Source organism: Klebsiella sp. GL120222-02, assembly GCF_003097195.1.
Classification (GTDB): Bacteria; Pseudomonadota; Gammaproteobacteria; order Enterobacterales; family Enterobacteriaceae; genus Klebsiella; species Klebsiella variicola.
Map to the genome: position 1 here is coordinate 697995 of NZ_QEQO01000001.1, position 20470 is coordinate 718464.

20 protein-coding genes are annotated in these 20470 nt (G+C 59.9%); 9 read left to right on the plus strand and 11 right to left on the minus strand.

Annotated elements, in window-relative coordinates; translation table 11 throughout:
- Positions 1-205: 205 nt before the first annotated feature.
- The 6 genes from N438_RS03490 to sad all read right to left on the minus strand — a co-directional run bounded on the left by N438_RS03490 (position 206) and on the right by sad (position 6679).
- Positions 206-1657, minus strand: coding sequence for a tagaturonate reductase (locus tag N438_RS03490; protein WP_116696083.1), 1452 nt, complete (start codon positions 1655-1657; stop codon positions 206-208).
- A gap of 113 nt (positions 1658-1770) precedes the next feature.
- Positions 1771-2301, minus strand: coding sequence for a GNAT family N-acetyltransferase (locus N438_RS03495; protein ID WP_016160997.1), 531 nt, complete (start codon positions 2299-2301; stop codon positions 1771-1773).
- Positions 2302-2378: 77 nt separating this feature from the next.
- A complete protein-coding gene (locus N438_RS03500) occupies positions 2379-3803 on the minus strand; it encodes a GGDEF domain-containing protein (protein WP_016160996.1) in 1425 nt (474 codons plus the stop codon).
- Positions 3804-3917: 114 nt separating this feature from the next.
- Complete coding sequence (locus N438_RS03505) at positions 3918-4286, minus strand: DUF4186 domain-containing protein (protein WP_016160995.1); 369 nt, start codon at positions 4284-4286, stop codon at positions 3918-3920.
- Positions 4286-5212, minus strand: a complete 927-nt coding sequence (gene glsB, locus N438_RS03510; protein ID WP_008804949.1) for a glutaminase B — start codon at positions 5210-5212, stop codon at positions 4286-4288. The genes N438_RS03505 and glsB overlap by 1 nt, the downstream gene beginning before the upstream one ends.
- An 81-nt stretch (positions 5213-5293) precedes the next feature.
- Positions 5294-6679, minus strand: a complete 1386-nt coding sequence (gene sad, locus N438_RS03515) for a succinate-semialdehyde dehydrogenase (protein WP_023297590.1) — start codon at positions 6677-6679, stop codon at positions 5294-5296.
- A gap of 106 nt (positions 6680-6785) precedes the next feature.
- Here sad and N438_RS03520 point away from each other — a divergent pair, with 106 nt between their 5' ends.
- A complete protein-coding gene (locus N438_RS03520; protein WP_008804951.1) occupies positions 6786-7664 on the plus strand; it encodes a LysR family transcriptional regulator in 879 nt (292 codons plus the stop codon).
- Here the strand turns inward: N438_RS03520 and N438_RS03525 are convergent.
- Positions 7618-8100, minus strand: coding sequence for a GNAT family N-acetyltransferase (locus N438_RS03525; RefSeq protein ID WP_038422531.1), 483 nt, complete (start codon positions 8098-8100; stop codon positions 7618-7620). The genes N438_RS03520 and N438_RS03525 overlap by 47 nt on opposite strands.
- Positions 8101-8245: 145 nt before the next feature.
- Here N438_RS03525 and N438_RS03530 point away from each other — a divergent pair, with 145 nt between their 5' ends.
- A complete protein-coding gene (locus tag N438_RS03530; RefSeq protein ID WP_038422530.1) occupies positions 8246-9190 on the plus strand; it encodes an L-lactate dehydrogenase in 945 nt (314 codons plus the stop codon).
- A 14-nt stretch (positions 9191-9204) separates the two neighbouring features.
- Here the strand turns inward: N438_RS03530 and N438_RS03535 are convergent, their stop codons facing one another.
- Genes N438_RS03535 through N438_RS03545 form a run of 3 tightly spaced genes read right to left on the minus strand, consistent with a single transcriptional unit; the run spans position 9205 to position 12182 of the window.
- The gene (locus tag N438_RS03535) at positions 9205-9966 is read right to left on the minus strand and encodes a DeoR/GlpR family DNA-binding transcription regulator (RefSeq protein ID WP_012968265.1); all 762 of its coding nucleotides are present in this window, start codon (positions 9964-9966) and stop codon (positions 9205-9207) included.
- Between the two features lies 1 nt (position 9967).
- Positions 9968-10954, minus strand: a complete 987-nt coding sequence (locus tag N438_RS03540; protein WP_012541770.1) for a D-threonate 4-phosphate dehydrogenase — start codon at positions 10952-10954, stop codon at positions 9968-9970.
- Positions 10947-12182, minus strand: coding sequence for a four-carbon acid sugar kinase family protein (locus N438_RS03545; RefSeq protein ID WP_116696084.1), 1236 nt, complete (start codon positions 12180-12182; stop codon positions 10947-10949). The genes N438_RS03540 and N438_RS03545 overlap by 8 nt, the downstream gene beginning before the upstream one ends.
- A 175-nt stretch (positions 12183-12357) precedes the next feature.
- Between N438_RS03545 and N438_RS03550 the strand changes: the two genes are divergently transcribed.
- The 6 genes from N438_RS03550 (at position 12358) to N438_RS03575 (ending at position 18203) form a co-directional block, all read left to right on the plus strand.
- Positions 12358-13506, plus strand: a complete 1149-nt coding sequence (locus N438_RS03550) for an iron-containing alcohol dehydrogenase (RefSeq protein ID WP_012541772.1) — start codon at positions 12358-12360, stop codon at positions 13504-13506.
- Positions 13507-13519: 13 nt separating this feature from the next.
- Positions 13520-14398: a dihydrodipicolinate synthase family protein gene (locus N438_RS03555; protein ID WP_116696085.1), complete on the plus strand. Its 879-nt coding sequence runs from the start codon at positions 13520-13522 to the stop codon at positions 14396-14398.
- A gap of 81 nt (positions 14399-14479) precedes the next feature.
- Complete coding sequence (locus N438_RS03560) at positions 14480-15889, plus strand: sodium:solute symporter family protein (RefSeq protein ID WP_004151621.1); 1410 nt, start codon at positions 14480-14482, stop codon at positions 15887-15889.
- A 3-nt stretch (positions 15890-15892) separates the two neighbouring features.
- Positions 15893-17059: an exo-alpha-sialidase gene (locus N438_RS03565; RefSeq protein WP_016160991.1), complete on the plus strand. Its 1167-nt coding sequence runs from the start codon at positions 15893-15895 to the stop codon at positions 17057-17059.
- Positions 17056-17529, plus strand: coding sequence for a YhcH/YjgK/YiaL family protein (locus N438_RS03570; RefSeq protein ID WP_008804960.1), 474 nt, complete (start codon positions 17056-17058; stop codon positions 17527-17529). The genes N438_RS03565 and N438_RS03570 overlap by 4 nt, the downstream gene beginning before the upstream one ends.
- Positions 17526-18203 carry an SDR family oxidoreductase gene (locus tag N438_RS03575; RefSeq protein ID WP_004183978.1) on the plus strand — a complete coding sequence of 226 codons (678 nt, stop codon included), beginning with the start codon at positions 17526-17528 and terminating at the stop codon, positions 18201-18203. The genes N438_RS03570 and N438_RS03575 overlap by 4 nt, the downstream gene beginning before the upstream one ends.
- Positions 18204-18266: 63 nt before the next feature.
- On the opposite strand, the gene N438_RS03580 is transcribed toward N438_RS03575, so the two are convergent.
- Complete coding sequence (locus tag N438_RS03580; RefSeq protein ID WP_116696086.1) at positions 18267-19058, minus strand: PhzF family phenazine biosynthesis protein; 792 nt, start codon at positions 19056-19058, stop codon at positions 18267-18269.
- A gap of 201 nt (positions 19059-19259) precedes the next feature.
- On the opposite strand from N438_RS03580, the gene N438_RS03585 reads away from it, so the two are divergent.
- Entirely contained in the window at positions 19260-20459 is a 1200-nt protein-coding gene (locus N438_RS03585) for a sugar transporter (protein ID WP_008804962.1), read from the plus strand.
- The last annotated feature ends 11 nt before the right edge of the window (positions 20460-20470 follow it).

Genomic DNA, 20470 nt, shown 5'->3' on the forward strand with positions numbered 1-20470 from the left:
AAAATGGTTCAAACCATTATTTTCCTGCACAGGCATATGTTCAAGCGGCTTAGCGGCAATTCTCTCCCTGAAGGGGCGATTTGGCACTAAAAGGCTTTTTTCGCAGCGGAGTAACAGACCGGCTTGTTAACTATGATAAAAAGTATGTTGTAACTAACGAGGTAGCTTTAAAACCCGGCCGCAGCCGGGTGAATGACGTCCGCTATCAGCACAAAGGCTGTACAGCATCGCGCATACCGCGGGACAGGATAGCATCGAGGTCGGCAGTCACCTGCTCCACCAGACCCGGGTTCTGGCTCAAGTCCTGTTCCCAATGAGCCTCTACGCTGAGTACCGCAGTCACCAGCTCGCGGGTGCTCATCTGGCGATCCCGATGCCGGGCCCACAGCGTCTGATATCGCGTCAACCATTCGGCGTCATCCTGTACCGGATAGCGTTCACCCTCCCGCTCTCCCCGGTAAAAAGCGATCAGTGCTGCCAGGGCAAAAGTCAGCCGCGGCGGCAGTTGCCCACTCTTTTGCTGCCCTGCCAGCAGTTGCGGCAGAATGCGAGTGCGGTATTTGGTCATGCCGTTGAGCGCAATCGAGAGCAGCTGATGTTTAATATACGGGTTACGGAAGCGCCCGGTCACGGCGCTGGCAAATGACTCAAGCTCATCGCGCGGCAGATCCAGCACCGGAATAATCTCGTCATAAATCGCTTTTTCGACAAACGCGCAAATCTCCGCATCGTTCATCGCCTCACCCACGGTGTCGATCCCGGCCAGGAAGGCCACCGGCACCAGCGCGGTATGCGCCCCGTTGAGGATCGCCACTTTGCGCTCTTTATACGGCTTGATATCGTCCACAATGCGCACATTCAGCGGCAGTTTATCGAGACGCAGCTCGGCCGCCAGCGAGGCAGGCCCCTGGATCACAAACAGGTAGAAATGCTCGGCGGTATCAAGGAAGGCATCTTTATAGCCAGTCTGTGCCTCAAGGGCCGCCACTTCATCACGCGGATAGCCGGTTACGATGCGATCCACCAGCGTTGAACAGAAGGTGTTCGCTGAGGTCAACCAGCGGATAAAGGCCTGCGGCAGCTGCCACTCAGCAGCATAGCGCAGCACCAGCGCCTGCAGCGCCTCGCCGTTATAATCGATCAGTTCGCAGGGAATAATCACCCATCCCTTGTCGGCCGCACCGGCGAAATGCTGGTAGCGTTCAAACAGCAGACGCGTCAGTTTCGCCGGATAGCTGACCGGCGGCGCGTCGTCAAAACGATCCCCGGCATGGTAGCTGATGCCCGCCTCAGTGGTATTGGAGAAGACAAACCGCATCTCCGGGTTATGCGCCAGACGTAAAAAAGCGTCGAAGTCAGCGTAAGCGCTGATCTCCCGGTTGACCGAGCGGATCAGGCGCGCGTCGCTCACCGCCTCACCCTGCTCGTTCAGACCGCGAATAATGGTGGTGTAAAGGCCGTCCTGGGTGCTCAGTGAAGGCGGGAAATCCGTCGCAATAGGACGGACGACCACGATGCCCGCATTCAGGTCGGTATGCTCGTTGAGGAGATCTATCTGCCAGTCAACGAATGCGCGCAGGAAATTGCCTTCACCAAACTGGATGATACGGTCAGGGTACTGCGCGCCGGGGAAATCACGACGGTTTAATGTTTTCACAATGGGTTCCCTCTAATAGTAGTCATACAACCTGAGTAATTGGTCCAATAAGTTATCAGGTTTTTCTACCAGTGAAACCCCGTTTTGATCAAAGCATTCTGCAATAGCGACCGTCAGGGCAAAAACTTATAGAACAGTGAGGTGGCGGTCATCTCTCCGTCAGGCATCAGCGCATAGCGCGGGATTTCCCCCACTTTTTCCCAGCCACAGCGGACATAGAACTGCTCCGCCCCGCTACCGGCTGCCGTGTCCAGCACCAACACCGTCTTCCCTTCCTGTCGGGCAACATGCTCTAGCTCGCTCATCAGCGCGTTGGCAATCCCCTGGCGACGGGCATTTTGGTGAACCAAAAGTTTGGCGACATCCGCACGATGGGGCTGGTTTTCCGGTTGGCGGGTAATAAGTTGCACGGTACCGATGGGTTGCTCGCTGGCGTCGAGGGCCACCAGTACGATGCGCTCGCCGGCCGCCACGCTGTCGGCGGTCTGTTGCCAGAAAGTGGTGGCCGTCTGCGCGCTAAAGGGCAGCATAAAACTTACCGAGGCGCCGCCGTTGACGCAGCTTGCCAGGATATCGCTTAATGCCGGGAGGTGGTGCAGAATATCGTCACGCGACAGCGTGCGCAGTGAAAAGGATGTGGTCATGGAAGCTCCCTGTAATTGACCACATCACTATGTTTTTAACCAAAAATTAACACAAGCGGATTCCGTATAGGATTTTCTTATGGTGCACTTTCGGTTAGCGCTGGCATACAGATGCGATTGCGACCGGTCTGTTTGGCTTTGACCATCTCCTCGTCTGCCGCCATCAGCAATTGGTTAAACAGCTCCGTGATGCGAGCGTACCCCACCTCGCGCGTCTCCAGCCCCATGCTGATGGTCAGGTGGATTGGATTCTGCCCCAGGCCGAAGGGTTGCGACTCCACCCCATGGCGGATTTTTTCCGCCAGTAAATAGCCCTGCTGGGTACTGTCGACGACCGCCGCCACCGCAAACTCTTCACCGCCAATGCGGGCAACCATCCCCTGCTCGTCCACCAGTTGCCGAACCTGCTGGGCAAACTGGGTCAATACGCAATCGCCGCCTTCATGGCCCAGAGCATCATTCACCCGTTTGAAGCCATCGATATCCAGCACCATCACCGTCAGCAGCTTATCGGCGGGCAACGCCTGACGCTTCAGCGCCTCGCTCAGTCCGGAACGGGAATACACCCGGGTCTGAAAATCAAAATCGGCGCGCAGGGCCAGCTGTTTCACCAGCGTGTTAATCGCTTCGACACTGGAAGCGACAATCACCGGGCTAATCAGCATAGCGGCAATGCCGAGGCGGGTGGAGAACAGCTGCCACGGCTGCATTCGCGCATCCGGCGAAAAGTGAATTAACGAGTTGGCGACCAGCAATATCTCGCTGATGCCGGTGAGAAAGGTTAACAGGCAGGTCAGCGGCAGCGGATAACGAACGGCGCACCAGATCAGGGCCGGCAACGGGAAGGTAATGCTGCCGGCGCCGCCCACCGCCACGCCGAGGGCTATCGACAGCACCAGCGCCAGCGCGGGCAGCAGTTGGCGAAAACGAAAACCGCTTAATGCCGAAGGCAACGTCAGGGTCAGAATAAACGGCAGGATCAGCACCGCTGTCGAGAACTGTTCGCTAAACCAGTCTGCCAGTTGGGGAATAAAGGTGGCGCGTTCAACATCCACCGACCCCAGGGCGCCGACGGCGGCGCACAATAAGGCGGCAAACAGGCAAAAACAGAATAAATTAAGCGCATTAATCGGGCCGGGCATGGAGTCGGCGCGTCGCTTATCCCACAGCACCAGCTGCGCCAGCACCACAATAAAGACAATATTGGAGAAATTAATCAGCAATGAGGCAAAGCCCATCCCCCAGCGCGAAGTGAGTCCGTCATAAACCAGCATTGCCGCAAAACAGACGGCATAAAAATAGCTGCGATTAAGCCAGACATAGCGCGCAAAGATCCCGGCCATCACGGCATTGAGCGGCCAGAAGAATGAGAGCTCCTGCACCAGGCGCAGCATAGCCCCCAGAAAATGCAGTAGTAGCGTTAACGTGAATAATACCAGTGCGTCGCGCACGGGCTGCTCTTCACGAAACAGCGTAAATGACCGAATCGACAGTGAAGACATTCAGTAATTATCCGTCTAATTGTTTCAGGCAATTATTATGTTAATAATTAGTTAGCGGATTATCATAACATGAGAATATTTATCAGGCATACTCCGGCGCCGATCAAATGCAGATTACCGCACAGACGGGCCGTTCATCTGCAGCACCAGCCAGTGATGGATCACCTGCACCACATAGCGCTGCTCCTGCTCGCTCAGCGCGCGGCCGTGGGGAATGGCGTGCCATTTTTCCAGACAGCCGCGGCAGCAGGTGGCGGTCGCATGCTGGGCGATAAATACCGGATGGCCGCGCATCGGCGTCTGCTTACCGTCGTTCATCGGTTCGGCGGGCGCCAGCCGCTGGCGGATAAAATCCCCAGCGTGCTGGTCGATGATCTCCGGCCCCTTATCAAGACAGTATTGCCGCTCTTTGACCCCGAGTCGAAAGCGTGAACGAAACGTCGAGCGCGCCAGACGGGCAAACAACCGATCCTGCTCAACCATCAGAACACCGACCTCCCCATCCGCTGAGTCAGTTTTTCCAGCAGCGCCACGCCGGCCAGCGAGTTCCCGGCGTCATCAAGCTCCGGGCTCCACACGGCGATCGCCATCTCCTGCGGCACAATCGCCACAATTCCGCCGCCGACGCCCGATTTCGCCGGCAGGCCAACGCGCCAGGCGAATTCGCCGGCGTTCTGGTACATGCCGCTGGTCATCATCAGGGCATTCACCTGACGGGACTGAATGGGCGCGATAACCGGTGCCTCCAGGTGCGGGGCGATACCGCGATCGGCGAGGAACAGGAAGGTTCGCGCCAGCTCAACGCAGCTCATCTCCAGCGAACAGTAGTGGAAATAGTTCTGCAGCACGGTGGCGACGTCGTTATGGAAGTTACCGAAGGATTTCATCAGCCAGGCGATGGCGGCGTTGCGCGCCGAATGCTCGAACTCAGAGCGGGCCACCACCGGATCGTAGGCGATATCGGCCACGCCGCTCAGGCGGCGGACAATCTCCAGCATCCGCTGACGCGGGGCGCTGAGCCGGCTCTGCAGCATGTCGCAGACCACCAGCGCCCCGGCGTTGATAAACGGGTTTCGCGGTTTGCCCTGCTCGATCTCCAGCTGCAAAAGGGAGTTAAAGGGCTGGCCGGAGGGATCTTTGCCCACCCGCTGCCAGATCTCCTCTTCCTGATAGTGGTTCATGGCCACCACCAGGCTCAATACCTTGGAGATAGACTGGATGGAAAAACGTTCATGCGCATCGCCGGCGGCGAAGTGCTGCCCGTCTACCGTACTGATCGCAATGCCAAGCTTATCGCCGCTGACGCTGGCCAGCGCCGGAATGTAATCCGCCACTTTACCGCGGCCAATCAGCGGCCTGATTTCTGCCAGAATGGCTTCCAGCATTGCGTTATTGATCACCGCCGCCACATGCAGCTCCTTGCCCACCATCGAAATTTGGTGGGCGAGTATAGCAGACGTGGACGACGGTCGTCAGGGGGCTAACGTTGATTAGCGACGGTCTTTCCAGACGGTCTGCGCATTACAGAACTCGTGCAGACCAAAATGTGACAGCTCGCGACCAAAACCACTCTTCTTCACGCCGCCGAAGGCCACGCGGGCGTCGCTGGCGCAGTAGCCGTTGAGGAAGACGCCGCCGCACTCCAGCTCGCGGGCGAAGCGCTGGGCCTGCGCCTCGTCGGTGGTATAGACCGTTGCAGACAAACCAAACTCGCTGTCGTTGGCGAGGGCCAGCGCATGGTCAGCGTCGCGAGCGGTGGTCAGGGTTGCTACCGGACCAAACAGCTCCTGACGAAAACCGGTCATCCCGGCGGTGACATTGCCCAGCACCGTTGGCGCATAGTAGTTGCCCGCCCCTTCGATTTTTTCCGCGCCCAGCAGCAGAGTTGCCCCTTCATCAAGGGTCGCGGTCACCTGCTGGTGCAGTTCATCGCGCAGGTCGAAACGCGCCATCGGTCCGACGTAGTTTTGCTCATCGCGCGGGTCGCCCATCTTCAGCGCCGCCACGGCGTCGACGAATTTGCGGGTGAAGGCCTCGGCAATACCGGCTTCGAGGATGAAGCGTTTCGACGCGGCGCACACCTGGCCGCTGTTCTGATAGCGGCCGGTGACGGCGGCCTTTACCGCCTCATCCAGGTCGGCATCGTTGAGCACGATAAAGGGATCGGAGCCACCCAGCTCAAGCACGCATTTCTTCAGCGCCGCCCCCGCCTGGGCGCCAATCGCCTTGCCGGCGCGGACGCTGCCGGTGACGGTCACCGCCGCGATGCGGTCATCATTGATGATCTGCGAAACGCCGTCATTGGTGGCGTTCACCCAACCGAACACGCCATCCGGCAGGCCGGCGGCGGCAAAAATCTCGCCCAGCAGGCGGGCGCTGCCCATCACGTTCGGGGCATGCTTCAGCAGGTAGCTGTTGCCGGCCAGCAGGATCGGCACCGCGCCGCGCAGCACCTGCCAGACCGGGAAGTTCCACGGCATGACCGCCAGAATGGCGCCCAGCGGACGATACTCAATCACCGCCTGGTTATTTTCCACCTGGGTGGCTTCCGTCGCCAGCATCGCCGGGCCGTGCTCGGCGTACCAGTCACAGAGGTTGGCGGATTTCGCCACCTCGCCGCGCGCCTGAGCGATCGGCTTGCCCATCTCGAGGGTGATCATCTGGGCCACCTCTTCCCCGCGGGCGCGCAGCGCGGCCCCGATGCGACGCAGGGCGTCGGCGCGGTCGGCGAGCGGCGTCTGACGCCACTGGCGATAGCCTGCCGCGGCGAGAGCGATAGCCGCATCGACCTCGCGTTCGCTGGCCCAGGGCAGCGAGGAGACCACCTCACCGGTAGTCGGGTTGACGGAAACCGCGTGCGTTGCAGATAAATTCATCGTTATTCTCTCTCTCGTTGCTTGCGAAGTAACCGTATTCTGGCTTACCTTTCCATTCATTGAAAATGAATAATATTAAGCAACGCATTCACAAAAGAAGAATAGTATGGACCTGACTCAGCTAGAGATGTTTAACGCTGTCGCCACCACCGGCAGCATTACCCAGGCGGCGCAGAAAGTGCATCGCGTGCCGTCCAACCTCACCACCCGCATCCGCCAGCTGGAAGCAGACCTCGGCGTAGAGCTGTTTATCCGCGAGAACCAGCGCCTGCGCCTCTCGCCTGCGGGACACAGCTTTTTGCGCTACAGCCAGCAGATCCTCGCCCTGGTGGACGAGGCGCGGATGGTGGTGGCAGGCGATGAACCCCAGGGACTGTTTTCTCTTGGTTCGCTGGAGAGCACCGCGGCGGTACGGATCCCCACCACCCTGGCCCACTTTAATCAGCGCTACCCGAAAATTCACCTGGCGCTCTCCACCGGCCCTTCCGGGACGATGATCGACGGCGTGCTGGAGGGCGCCCTGAGCGCCGCGTTCGTTGACGGCCCGCTGGTGCATCCGGGTCTGGAGGGGCTGCCGGTGTTCCCGGAAGAGATGATGATCGTCGCCCCGTACGGCCACGCGCCCATCGACCGCGCCAGCGAAGTGAACGGGGCCAACGTTTACGCCTTTCGCGCCAACTGCTCCTACCGCCGGCATTTTGAGAGCTGGTTCCATGCCGACAGAGCAACCCCGGGCAGGATCCACGAGATGGAGTCTTACCATGGGATGCTGGCCTGCGTGATCGCCGGCGCGGGCCTGGCGTTGATCCCGCGCAGTATGCTGGAGAGTATGCCCGGTCATCAGCAGGTTTCCGCCTGGCCGCTGGCCGAAGAGTGGCGCTGGTTAACCACCTGGCTGGTGTGGCGCCGGGGCGCCAAAACCCGCCAGCTGGAGGCGTTTATAGCGCTGCTGAACGAAGATCGGCAAACAGCGGTTTCTCCATAAACACGCTGAGCGGATCGGGCTGATACGGCGCAAACGCGCAGCGGGTCTGGTAGCCGTTGCGCGTGTAGAGGGTGATGGCCGCATGCTGATGGATACCGGTTTCAAGCCGCAGCGTATGACAGTCGCGCTGGCGCGCTTTCGCTTCCAGTGCCGCCAGCAGCTTTTCTCCCAGCTGCTGTCCGCGGTGCTGCGGATCGATATAGACCCGCTTCATCTCGCCGAAACCTTCCTCACTGAGGACGATAGCCCCGCAGCCAACGGCCTCGCCCTGCGCGCTGCGGATGACCAGGGCGATCACCGTATGCGGCGGCAGCTGGCTGAGGTCCAGCAAATGGTTGCTCTCTGCCGGATAGAGTGTCTCCTGCCAGGCGTCGAGAGCGGCAATCAGGGCGGTAAATTCTGCGTCGGTGGGGGCGATGTCGGTAACGGTATACATAGGTGAACTCCTTTTTTTACGCCACTGTAGCGCGCCCTCGGCCCGTTTCCGCCATAGCATTAACTTATATTGCTGCCCACCTCTTGCGCTAACTCGCTGAAACACAGTAATTTTATCCCCTGCCGTTCGTACTTGAGATCTGAATATGCACACCAAAGCCCGTAAAGTGATGATTATTGGCGCCGGCAATGTCGGCGCGTCGGCGGCCTACGCCCTCCTCAACCAGAGCATTTGCGAGGAGCTGATCCTCGTCGACCTTAACCAACAGCGTGCCGAGGCCCATGCCCAGGATCTCAGCGATGCCGCGGCCTATCTGCCGGGGATGATGACCATCTCCACCCGGGAAGCCAGCGACTGCGCTGATGTCGATATCGCGGTGATCACCGTTTCCGGCGGTGCGCTGCGCCCCGGTCAGAGTCGGCTGGATGAACTGACCACGACGGCGAAGATTGTGAAAAGTATTGTGCCGACGATGATGGCCAACGGGTTTAACGGCATCTTTCTGGTGGCCACCAACCCCTGCGACATCATCACCTGGCAGGTATGGCAGCTCTCCGGCCTGCCGCGCAGTCAGGTGCTGGGCACCGGCGTCTGGCTGGATACCACCCGCCTGCGTCGCCTGCTGGCGCAGGAACTGGATATTGGCGCCCAGAGCATCGACGCTTTTATCCTCGGCGAGCATGGCGATACCCAGTTTCCGGTATGGTCACACTCTTCGGTGTATGGCTCGCCGATCGCCGACCTCTATCAGCAACGTACCGGCCGGCCGCTCGACCGCGAGGCAATGGCCGAAAAAGTACGAAAACTGGGGTTTGAGATCTACGCGGGCAAAGGCTGCACCGAATATGGCGTGGCAGGCACCATCGCCGAGATCTGCCGCAATATCTTCACCGGCAGCCACCGTGCGCTGGCAGTCTCCTGCATTCTTGACGGTGAGTACGGCGTCAGCGGCGCGGCGGCAGGGGTGCCGGCGGTGCTGGCCCAGGGTGGCGTGGAGCAGATTATTGAACTGCAGCTGGCCGCCGAGGAGCAGGCGACGTTCAGCCAGTCGATGGCGGTGATCAAGGCCAATATTGCCCGTCTGCCCTGACGGCAGCCTGCAAGTCAGTCGGCAATGATCAGCTGTGGGGAAAGGGTCACCAGCGCCTCGCGGGTCGCCTCCGGCAGATGGGCGTCGGTGACGATATCGGTCAACGACTCCAGCGGGGCAATATTGAACAGTGACCAGGCGCCGTATTTGGAGCTGTCCGCCAGCAGGATGCGCCGCCGGGCATTAGCCATCAGATCACGTTTCAGGGCAGCCTTCTCCTCCGTCGGGGCGGTGATCCCCTTCTCGAGGTCCCAGCCGTTGCAACTGACGAAGGCAAGGTCCGGCCAGATGGTCTGCAGCAGGCGGCGGCCGTGATCGCCGATGCACGACTGGCTGCTGTCATCGATGCGCCCACCGATAATCGTCACTTCTATCTGCTTAAATTCCGACAAAAACAGCGCGATATGTAAATCGCTGGTGATCACCCGCAGCGGCAGATGGGTGATCTGCCGCGCCAGCTCAATCATGGTGGTGCCGGCGTCAAGCACAATCGCGTCGCCGGCCTTCACCAGCGCGGCCGCCGCGCTGGCGATAGCCTGCTTTTCCAGCGGACTGCGCTGGGCTTTCTCCAGCGTCGTCGGCTGGGAAGGAATAAACCGGTTCAGCGTCACCCCGCCATGTGTACGGCTGATCACCCCTTCCTGATCGAGTTTGATCAGGTCGCGACGAATGGTGGCCGGCGAGGCGTTGGTCGCCGCCACCAGCTGGTCGACTGTCACCAGATTATGGCTTTTCAGGAAGTCCATAATCTGCTCTAACCGGTTATATCCCTTCATGTTATTCCTGCGCGATGTGCATGGCGAGCTCAATGGAGGTTGCCATGCTCTCAGACTTCGCTTTACCTGTCCAGGCAATATCAAACGCGGTGCCATGATCCGCTGAGGTACGGATAAACGGCAGCCCGGCGGTGATATTCACCCCATCATAGAACCCGAGCAGCTTCAGCGGGATATGCCCCTGATCGTGGTACATCGCCACCACCATGTCGTACATACCTTCGTGACACTGCATAAACACCGTGTCCGGTGGACAGGGGCCGGTGACCTCTATCCCTTGCGCCTGCATGGCGGCGACCGCCGGGGCGACGATGCGGATCTCTTCATCGCCAAACAGGCCGTTCTCCCCGGCGTGCGGGTTAACGCCGGCAACCGCTATGCGCGGACGCTGATAGCCGACCCGGCGCAAAAACCGATCCGCCACGCCAATCACCGTCTCGATTCGCGGCTGGTTGAGGGTATCGAGGAACTGGCGCAGGGCGATATGAGTAGTGATATGGATAACCTTGAGCTTCTCGGTATAGAGCACCATGGCGTAATCGGTGGTCTGCGTCAGGTGGGCCAGCAGTTCGGTATGGCCGGGGAAAGCGTGCCCGGCGAGATGCAGCGCCTCTTTATTTAGCGGCGCGGTAGCGATGGCCGCGACCGCGCCGTCCAGCGCCAGCGCGGTCGCCCGCCTGATGCAGCGAAACGCGAGGTCCCCTGCCTGGGCCTGAACTTCGCCAGGGCGCAGCCCCTGCGGGTCGCTGAGCGGTTCATCAATAACGTTGATGGTCGCTGGGGAAAAACTCGCCTCGGCGGGATGGTCAATGATGCGCAGCTCCGCCCGCGGCGTAATATTCAGCGCCAGGATCCGCCGCAGCGTCTGCGCGCAGCCCACCACCACCACCGGCGCGCCGCTCAGCGCCCCTTCGGCGAGGGATTTGATAATAATCTCCGGACCAATCCCTGCCGGGTCGCCCATTGTCACTGCAATCATGTTAGACACTCAGTTTCTCCTCAATAAAATTCACAACATTTAACAGCGTAGTGTCGGTGCCGAATCCCCCTGCTTTGGTCATCACCGGCCGTGACCAGCGACCGCCGAGAAAGTGCCCGTAAGGCACACACTGCGCCACCCGCCCACGGATCTGAAATCCGGTGGCGCCGAGCGCGTGCGCGACGGCGATGGCTACATCGCCGCCAGAGAGGTACAGGGCGCCCGGTGGGCACAGCGCCACCGCCTGCGCCGTGACGTCGGCAAGCCAGGCGCAGATGTGCTCCCCGTAGGCTGCGCGGCTGAGACCGCGTTCGTTACACTGGGCTTCAATCCCGTGCCGGGCGGCGTTATTCGGGCGGGTGGTCACCACGCAGTGATGACCCTCACGCAGCACCTCGGCGATCCGCGAGGCTTCCTCCTTCGGCGATCTGCTAAAGGCCTGTTCGACATCTATTTCGATCTTTCTCACTCGGGAATGAGCCTGCAGCGCAGCGACCTGGCGCTGCGCCATCTCGCTCATCGAACCAACCAGCGCCAGTAGCGGCCCCTGCTCGCAGCGGCGCAGGCGGCGCGCCAGCGCCTCGCAAAGTCCCGCCGAGCCGACCAGCAGGGTCTCCCGCGCATGGGGTGCAACGGCGTCGATCACCTGGTCCAGATGGCTGTCTTCCCAGGCGTCGACAATCAACACTCGCTTCTCCTCGCCCGCCGTCGCTAATGCCTCCGGAAGCTGGGCAGCGTTCAACATCAGACAGGGAAGACGGCTCTGCATGGCGATAATTTCGCTAATCTCCGCCCGGCTCACGGGCGTTTTCGGATCGCTGGCAAATTCGGTCTGATCGAGGGCCACCCCATGCACATAGCAGCGCCCGTCCCGGGTATGCCGCCCGGCCGCCGGATACGCCGGGGCCACCACCGCCAGCCGGCAGCCGTGCGCCGCCATCATTGCCTCCAGTTCGCCGCCAAGGTTGCCGCGCAGCGTGGAGTCGATCTTCTTTACCTGCCAGTGCGGGACAAATCTTGCCGCGCCGCGCAGCAGACCGGTGACCTTGTCCGCGGCGGCGGCGGCGCTCATTGCCCGGCTGTCGCTGTTGAGAATTAACGCCCGGGCGGTTGATGGTTGCCCGGCGCTGAAGGCCACTTCCACCGACATGCCCGCCTCAGCGAGGCTGACACCGGCGTCATTGGCTCCCGTAAAGTCATCTGCCAGCACCAGCACCTGGTTATTACCATCGTTCATTGTTCTGCCTTGTGGTCGATGAAAATTTGAAATTGATTATATTCAATCATATTTGATTAAATGTGAGCAAGCTCAAGTTATTAAACTGCCGTATAAATTATAACTTTTCCCCACCAGACGAGTGACACGATTCATGAATGATTGAATTCAATCAATTACTACCAAGGAGAAACGCGTGGCGACGATACACAGCACAATCATCAGCGGGGCGGGCGCCTCAACGGCCCTGCTCCCGCTGTTGTCAGGTAAAACCCGCATCCTGCTGGTGACCGACCAGAACGTTGGCGCGCTGGAAGCGACCCAGGCGATCCATCGCCTGCTGGCGGCCGAAGGGCGTAAGGTTGAGGTCATTGACACAGTACCGGCAGAGCCCAGCCATCACGATGTGGCGCAGATTGTCAGCCAACTGGGCGCCAGTCAGCCCCAGATGATCGTGGGCATCGGCGGGGGGAGCGTACTGGATGTGGCGAAACTGCTCTCGGTGCTCCTGCATACTGAGGCGCCCTCTCTGACGGCCATGCTGGCAGGCGAGTTGCCGCAACGACGGATTAGCTCATTGTTGATCCCGGCCACCGCCGGCACCGGCTCCGAAGCGACGCCGAACGCCATTCTGGCGATCCCCGAGCAGCAGACCAAAGTGGGGATCATCTCCCCGGTGCTGCTGCCGGACTATGTCGCCCTGCTGCCGGAGCTGACCACCAGCATGCCGGCCAGCATCGCGGCGTCGACCGGCATCGATGCCCTGTGTCATCTGCTGGAGTGCTTTACCTCCACCGTCGCCAATCCGGTGAGCGACAACGCGGCGTTAATCGGTTTACACAAGCTGGTGCGGCATATCGAACGCTCGGTGGATCAGCCGCAGGATCTGACGGCGAAGCTGGAGATGCTCTGGGCCTCGTGGTACGGCGGCGCGGCGATCAACCATGCCGGCACCCATCTGGTGCATGCGCTCTCCTATCCGCTTGGCGGTACCTGGCACCTGCCGCACGGGGTGGCTAACGCCATTCTGCTGGCGCCCTGCATGCGGGTGGTCCGCCCCCACGCGGTGGCAAAATTCGCTCAGGTCTGGGATCTGATCCCCGACGCAGATCGCACGCTCAGTGAGGAAGAGAAATCCCATGCGCTGGTCGCGTGGCTGGCGGCGCTGGTGAAACGACTGCCCCTGCCGGACAACCTTGCCGCGCTCGGCGTGCCCAGGGAGAGCATCCCTGCTCTCAGCGCAGCGGCGCAAAACGTCAAGCGCCTGATGAACAACGCCCCCTGCAGCGTCAGCCGCGAAGAGATTGCGGCTATCTATCAAACGCTGTTTCCAGAACATGCCTAACAGGAGAAAGAAAATGAGGAGAGCCATTAGCGGCGTACTCACCGCCATCGTCACCCCTTTTACCGCCGAGGGAGCCCTTAACCTGCCAGCGCTACGCCAGCAGGTGCAGCGCCAGCTCGCCGCAGGCAACGGGATTTTCTGCGGCGGCACCAATGGCGAGTTTTTTGTCCTCAATGAGGAGGAGAAGATCGCCGTCGCCAGAACCTGCGTGGAAGAAGCCGCCGGACGCGCGCCGGTGGTAGCGCATATCGGGGAGATTTCCACCCGTGAGACTCGCCGGCTGGGCCAGCAGATCGCCCGCCTCGGGGTTGACGCGGTATCGGCCATTACCCCGTGGTTCGTACCCTTGAAGCAGGAAGAGCTGATTAACCACTATACGGCGATCGCCGACGCGCTGAGCGTCCCGCTTTTTCTTTATAACATTCCCGCCCGCACCGGGAACACCATTGCTCCGGAGACGGCACGCCAGCTGGCCCGACACGAGAATATCGTCGGCATTAAGGACAGCGCCGGCAGCTACGACAGCCTGAAAGGCTTTCTTGACGCGGTACGCGACATTGACGGTTTCGACGTTCTGAACGGGCCGGACTCCCTTATCCATCAGGGGTATGTCGACGGCTGTTCGGCCTGCATCTCAGGGCTTGCCAACGTCGCCCCCGCTGAAATCAACGCGATCTGGTCGCTGTTTCACGCCGGGGATATCGCCGGATCGCGCCAGGCGCAGGAGCGCGTGACGGGCCTGCGCACCGATCTGTATAAGGTGGCGTTCTCACCCGCGGCAGTGAAAAAAGCCCTGCAACTGATGGGTCATGAGGTGGGCGACAGCCGCTACGCGGTGCAGTTCAGTGACCAACAGCTGCAGCAGATACGCGACATCATCGCTGTTATTTAGCGTAATACTTGCTGCGCTTTTTTAATAAAACAGACCGGGTACCGCCGTGCCCAGGATTCGTACGCCCAGAGAGAGGCTAAGATGAATCATTTTACCGCTGAAGATACCTTTATTATTGTCGGCATTGTTATTGCCTATATTCTGTTTACCACCTGGCTGACATTCCGTATTCGTAGTAAAAATTCCGGGGATTTTATGGAAGGCTCGCGCGCCATGCCGGCCTTTATTGTCGGTATATTACTGATGTCAGAATATATTGGCGCCAAATCGACCATCGGTACTGCCCAGGCCGCCTTTGAGAGCGGAATTGCCGCCTCGTGGTCCGTGCTGGGGGCAGCCATCGGCTTTCCGCTGTTCGGTTTAATCCTGGTGAAACGCATCTATAACACCGGAAAAATCACCATTTCCGGCGCCATCGCTGAAAAATATGGCAACAGTACCAAAAATATTATCTCCCTGATTATGATTTATGCGCTGCTGCTGGTTAACGTGGGTAACTACGTCAGCGGTGCCGCAGCCATCTCCACCGTATTAAAAGTGAATTTACCGGTAGCCGCCTTTATTACCGCCATTGTGAGTACCTTTTATTTCGCGTTCGGCGGCATGAAGGGCGTCGCCTGGGTCACCATGTTACACAGCGCGTTAAAATACGCCGGTCTGCTGATCATTCTGGGTTTTGCCCTGTCCAAAACCGGCGGCTTCTCGCCGATGATGGAGAAGATGCCGGATTATTACTGGACATGGGATGGCAACATTGGTGCTGGCACGATCTTCGCCTGGCTCATCGGCACTATCGGCTCCATTTTTTGCACCCAGTTTGTCATTCAGGCCATTAGCTCAACCAAAGACGTTCGGTCAGCGAAACGTTCCACCTGGATCGCCTTCTTTTTCTGCCTGCCTATCGCCTTTGCCATCGCCATTATCGGCGTCGCGGCGAAATACCTGCATCCCGAGATCAACAGCCTGTATGCCCTCCCGGTCTTTCTGCAGGACATGAACCCGTGGCTGGCAGGTCTGGTGACAACGTCACTTGTGGCATCGATTTTCGTCAGCGTAAGTACCGTAGCCCTGGCCATTGCCTCGCTGGTGGTGAAGGATTTTTACGTACCATGGCGCAACCCAACGCCGGACCAGGAGTTCAGAGCCACACGCTGGGCGTCGCTAATTATCGGCTTCCTGCCGCTGATCTTTGTGCTGCTGGTACCGGAGGTGCTGAAACTCTCCTTCTTTACCCGCGCCATTCGCCTCTCCATTACCGTGGTGGCGGTCATCGCCTTCTATGCCCCCTTCTTCAGAAGCACTCGGGGCGCGAATGCCGGCCTGATCGGCGCCTGTGTGGTGACGTCCGTCTGGTATTTACTCGGCGACCCGTTCGGCATCAATAACATGTATGTCGCCCTGGCAACCCCGGCCATCATCATGGTGATTGACCGCCTGATCCCAAATAAATCACAACCATCCCCCGCCCCAGTTGAGCAACGTGGAGTATAAAACATGACCGTAATTCCGCCTTTTGACGGCGTCATTCGCCAACACCAGCAAGATGAACACATCGCATGGGCAATGCTTCCCTGCGCCTGCCCGCAGAACCATGCCGCCAATCTGCTGCCGCTGGATGACGGCAGCCTGATGTGCGTCTGGTTTGGCGGCTCCCAGGAGGGAAAAGCCGATATCTCTATCTGGGGATCGCGGTTAGCCCCCGGCAGTGACCGCTGGAGTGAGGCAGTCAAGCTATCTGATGATCCAGACCGCTCAGAACAAAACCCGGTGCTATTTCAGGCGCCCGATAACGTGCTGTGGCTGTTGTGGACAGCGCAATTTGCCGGAAACCAGGATACCGCCATTGTGCGCTACCGCCTCTCCCACGATGGCGGACGAAGCTGGGGGGCCATCGATACGCTGCTGGATCAACCGGGTACCTTTATTCGCCAGCCAATAAGCGTTATGTCTGACGGCAACTGGCTGCTGCCGGTCTTTTACTGCCGTACCGAACCCGGCGAGAAATGGGTGGGTAACAATGACGTCAGCGCGGTGAAGATCTCTTCAGACTGCGGAAAAAGCTGGCGTGACGTGGCGGTCCCGGAGAGCCTGGGTTGTGTCCATATGAGTATCACTCCGCTTCCGGACGGCAGACTGGCAGCCTTCTTCCGCAGCCGCTGGGCGGATCATATCTGGTTCAGCCAGTCCAGCGACCAGGGAGAGAGCTGGTCTGCGCCGGTACCGACGACGCTTCCGAACAACAACTCGTCCATTCAGGCGACCACCCTGGACAATGGCGAACTGGCGCTGGTGTTCAATAATATGAGCGCCGCCGGCGCCACGGAACGCCGCGCCTCGCTGTATGATGAAATTGCTGACGACGATGGCCGAAGGGAGCCGGAAGCGACCGGGAAAAGCGCCTTCTGGGGCGCACCACGCGCGCCGATGACCGTCGCTATTTCAGCCGATGGTGGTGAAAGCTGGCCGTGGCTGCGCAATCTCGATGAGGGTGACGGCTACTGCATGACCAATAATTCGGAGCAGAAGCTGAACCGGGAGTTCTCCTACCCCAGCATCAAACAGGGAGCAGACGGTAATTTGCATATCGCCTACACCTGGTATCGCCAGGCGATCAAGTATGTTCGTGTCTCGCCACAGTGGGTAAAAGGAGAAAGCGCATGATTATCGGTAATCTGCAGGCGCTGCAGCAGGCTGGTCTGCCGCCGGCGTTAAAGCAGCTATTGAGCAGCGAGGCCTGTTCGCTGGCTGCCCTCAGTGCCAGAGAGAATGGCCGCTTCCAGCCCGACGGTGCGCCGTGGTTCTGCACCCTCAGCGTGGTGCAAACCCAGCCTGCGGCCGAGCGGCATACGGAATATCATCGCCAGTGGGCGGATATTCAGGTCATCCTGGCCGGCGAGGAGCGGATCCAGGCGGGCATGGCTCCCGCGATGCGCCCGGAAGATAATGAGCTTAAGCCCGACCTCTATATATGTCAGCCGGCCCCGGAGAGTGTCTCTATTCTGCTGCGTCCCGGCGACTTCGCGGTCTTTTACCCCGGCGAACCGCACCAGGCGCTGTGTGCGGTTTCGACGCCAGCGCCGGTCAGAAAGGCGGTATTCAAAATCCCCGCTGAGATGCTGGAGGCGCGATGAAGCGGGCAATGGTAACCGGGGCCAGCTCCGGGATCGGCGCCGCAGTGGTGAGGCAGTTGCTGGCGGACGGCTGGCAGGTGATCGGCATGAGCCGTTCGCTGCCGCCCTTCTCACAGCCGAACTTTCGCCATCTGATGGTCGACGTCAGCCAACGCAGCGCGCTGCTGGCGGCGCTGGAGCAGATTGAGCCCCCTCAGGCCATCATTCACGCCGCGGGTTCAATGGCGGCCGCCACTCTGGGCAATCTGGACCCTCAGCGCAGCGAGTCGCTGTGGCGTTTACACGTCGATGCGGCTCAGACATTGGTCAATCACTTCGCCCCGACCATGGGGCCAGGCGGGAGGATCGTTCTGCTGGGAAGCCGTACGTCACGAGGCGCCGCTGGTCGCTCGCAGTATGCGGCCACCAAAGCCGCGCTGGTCGCTCTCGCCAGGAGCTGGGCGGCAGAGCTGGCGCCTGCCGGGGTGACGGTCAACGTCGTGGCTCCCGGGGCAACCGATACGCCGATGCTTCACCAGCCAGGCAGAGAAAGTTCCCCGCCGCGGCTTCCGCCGCTTGGGCGACTCATTACTCCGCAGGAAGTGGTCTCTCTGGTGAGCTGGTTGCTGAGCGAGGGCGCATCGGCGATGACCGGACAGGAGCTGGTGATGTGTGGCGGCGCATCGCTGGGCTGATGCTATGTCGCCCCGGGGAGCGGAAGTAGATTACCGCTCCCCGGGGCGACGCGGTGGCGATGATTAACGCAGGTAAACCGTTCCGCGCAGATAGGTGGTGGCCTGGCCGCTAATCAGCACCCTGTCGCCCTGCCACTGGCAGCGCAGGTCGCCGCCGCGGGCGGAGACCTGGCGCGCCATCATGGTGGTTTTGCCCAGCTTTTCGCCCCACCAGGGGATCAGCATGCTGTGGGCGGAGCCGGTCACCGGATCCTCTGGCACCCCTTCTCCCGGGCAGAAGAAGCGGCTGACAAAGTCATACTCCTCATCCGGCGCGCTGACGCAGATCATTTTGCCGAGCTTCTGCAGACGTGCCATATCGGTCTGCACCGCTTCAACCTGCTGGCGATCCGCCAGCACGACCAGATAATCACGCCCTTCCCGCACCTCGACGGCAGACTCAAGCCCCAGTCCGGCCAGCAGGTCCGCCGGCGGGTTGTCCACCGGGGTGGTCGTCCACGCCGGGAAGTCGAGCGTCAGCCAGTCGCCGCTGCGGGTCACCCGCAGTTCACCGACAAAACGGGTGCTGAAGGTAATCGTCGCCGAGGGATGGTCAAGATACTCGAAAATAACATGCGCCGTCGCCAGGGTGGCGTGGCCGCAGAGGTTGATCTCGCCCAGCGTGGTAAACCAGCGCAGCTGATAGCCTTCGTCGGTGTGGACGAAAAACGCCGTTTCGGACTGGTTATGCTGTTGGGCCATTTTCAGCAATACATCGTCCGCTAACCACTCGCTGAGCGGGCAAACGGCCGCGGCATTACCGCCAAAGTTTTTATCGCTGAAGGCATCGACCAGATAAAATTGAATTTCCTGCATACACTGTCCTTACTTTTTTTACTTTCCTTCAACATGACATAAAAGCGCTCCCCTGACACTATCCATAGCAAAATTAATTGCTTAACCGCGGCCAGCCACTTGCAGCGAAATGAGATGCAGATCACAAAATGATTGTCTTTTCGCCAGTAATCGTTTTAAGATCACCGTCACATCTTCCCTTGAATCACCCGTCCAGAGCTTATGACTACGAATACGGTCTCACGCAAGGTAGCGTGGCTACGTGTCGTGACGTTGGCCATCGCCGCGTTTATTTTTAACACCACAGAATTCGCCCCTGTCGGTCTGCTGTCCGATATTGCCGGCAGCTTCGGCATGGAAACCGCCCAGGTGGGCATGATGCTCACCATTTATGCGTGGGTGGTGGCGCTGATGTCGCTGCCGTTTATGCTGCTGACCAGCAAAATGGAGCGCCGGCGGCTGCTCATCGGCCTGTTTATTCTGTTTATTGCCAGCCACGTTCTGTCGTTTTTTGCGTGGAGTTTTGACGTCCTGGTGATTAGCCGCATTGGCATCGCTTTTGCGCATGCGGTTTTCTGGTCGATTACCTCAGCGCTGGCCATCCGTATGGCGCCGCCTGGCAAACGGGCGCAGGCGCTGAGCCTGATCGCCACCGGTACAGCCCTGGCGATGGTGTTCGGTATTCCGATTGGCCGCATCATCGGCCAGTATTTTGGCTGGCGAATGACCTTCCTGGCGATTGGCCTCGGCGCGTTAGCCACCCTTGCCTGTCTGGTAAAACTGCTGCCGACGCTACCGAGCGAACATTCTGGCTCGCTGAAAAGCCTGCCGGTGCTGTTCCGCCGCCCGGCGCTGGTCAGCGTTTATATTCTGACCGTGGTGGTGGTGACCGCCCACTATACCGCCTACAGCTATATCGAGCCCTTTGTCCAGACGGTGGCGGGCCTGAGCGGCAACTTTGCTACCGTGCTGCTGTTGATCCTCGGCGGGGCCGGTATTATCGGCAGCATTCTGTTCGGTAAGCTCGGCAACCAGCACGCTTCCGGGCTGATTAGCATCGCTATCGGCCTGCTGCTGGCCTGCCTGCTGTTGCTCCTGCCTGCCTCGGACAATGCACATCATCTGATGCTGCTCAGTATCTTCTGGGGCGTGGCGATCATGATTATCGGCCTCGGTATGCAGGTAAAAGTGCTGGCTTCCGCGCCGGATGCCACCGACGTCGCCATGTCCCTGTTCTCGGGCATCTTTAATATTGGTATTGGCGCTGGCGCGCTGGTGGGCAGCCAGGTGAGTCTGCATCTGTCGATGGCTTCCATCGGCTACATCGGTGCCATCCCGGCGCTGGCCGCGCTGGTATGGTCTCTGATGATCTTCCGCCGCTGGCCGGTATCGCTGGAAGACCATCAACCGCACCACTCCTGAGTTACCGCGAT

Bases quoted from the DNA above. Each gene is read 5' to 3' on its own strand.
- N438_RS03575 (WP_004183978.1), top strand. From the start codon at position 17,526: ATGAAGCGGGCAATGGTAACCGGGGCCAGCTCCGGGATCGGCGCCGCA.
- N438_RS03545 (WP_116696084.1), bottom strand. From the start codon at position 12,182: ATGAACGATGGTAATAACCAGGTGCTGGTGCTGGCAGATGACTTTACG.
- N438_RS03495 (WP_016160997.1), bottom strand. From the start codon at position 2,301: ATGACCACATCCTTTTCACTGCGCACGCTGTCGCGTGACGATATTCTG.
- N438_RS03520 (WP_008804951.1), top strand. From the start codon at position 6,786: ATGGACCTGACTCAGCTAGAGATGTTTAACGCTGTCGCCACCACCGGC.
- N438_RS03555 (WP_116696085.1), top strand. From the start codon at position 13,520: ATGAGGAGAGCCATTAGCGGCGTACTCACCGCCATCGTCACCCCTTTT.
- N438_RS03535 (WP_012968265.1), bottom strand. From the start codon at position 9,966: ATGAAGGGATATAACCGGTTAGAGCAGATTATGGACTTCCTGAAAAGC.
- N438_RS03505 (WP_016160995.1), bottom strand. From the start codon at position 4,286: ATGGTTGAGCAGGATCGGTTGTTTGCCCGTCTGGCGCGCTCGACGTTT.
- N438_RS03580 (WP_116696086.1), bottom strand. From the start codon at position 19,058: ATGCAGGAAATTCAATTTTATCTGGTCGATGCCTTCAGCGATAAAAAC.
- N438_RS03560 (WP_004151621.1), top strand. From the start codon at position 14,480: ATGAATCATTTTACCGCTGAAGATACCTTTATTATTGTCGGCATTGTT.
- N438_RS03525 (WP_038422531.1), bottom strand. From the start codon at position 8,100: ATGTATACCGTTACCGACATCGCCCCCACCGACGCAGAATTTACCGCC.
- sad (WP_023297590.1), bottom strand. From the start codon at position 6,679: ATGAATTTATCTGCAACGCACGCGGTTTCCGTCAACCCGACTACCGGT.
- N438_RS03585 (WP_008804962.1), top strand. From the start codon at position 19,260: ATGACTACGAATACGGTCTCACGCAAGGTAGCGTGGCTACGTGTCGTG.
- N438_RS03565 (WP_016160991.1), top strand. From the start codon at position 15,893: ATGACCGTAATTCCGCCTTTTGACGGCGTCATTCGCCAACACCAGCAA.
- N438_RS03530 (WP_038422530.1), top strand. From the start codon at position 8,246: ATGCACACCAAAGCCCGTAAAGTGATGATTATTGGCGCCGGCAATGTC.
- N438_RS03570 (WP_008804960.1), top strand. From the start codon at position 17,056: ATGATTATCGGTAATCTGCAGGCGCTGCAGCAGGCTGGTCTGCCGCCG.
- N438_RS03500 (WP_016160996.1), bottom strand. From the start codon at position 3,803: ATGTCTTCACTGTCGATTCGGTCATTTACGCTGTTTCGTGAAGAGCAG.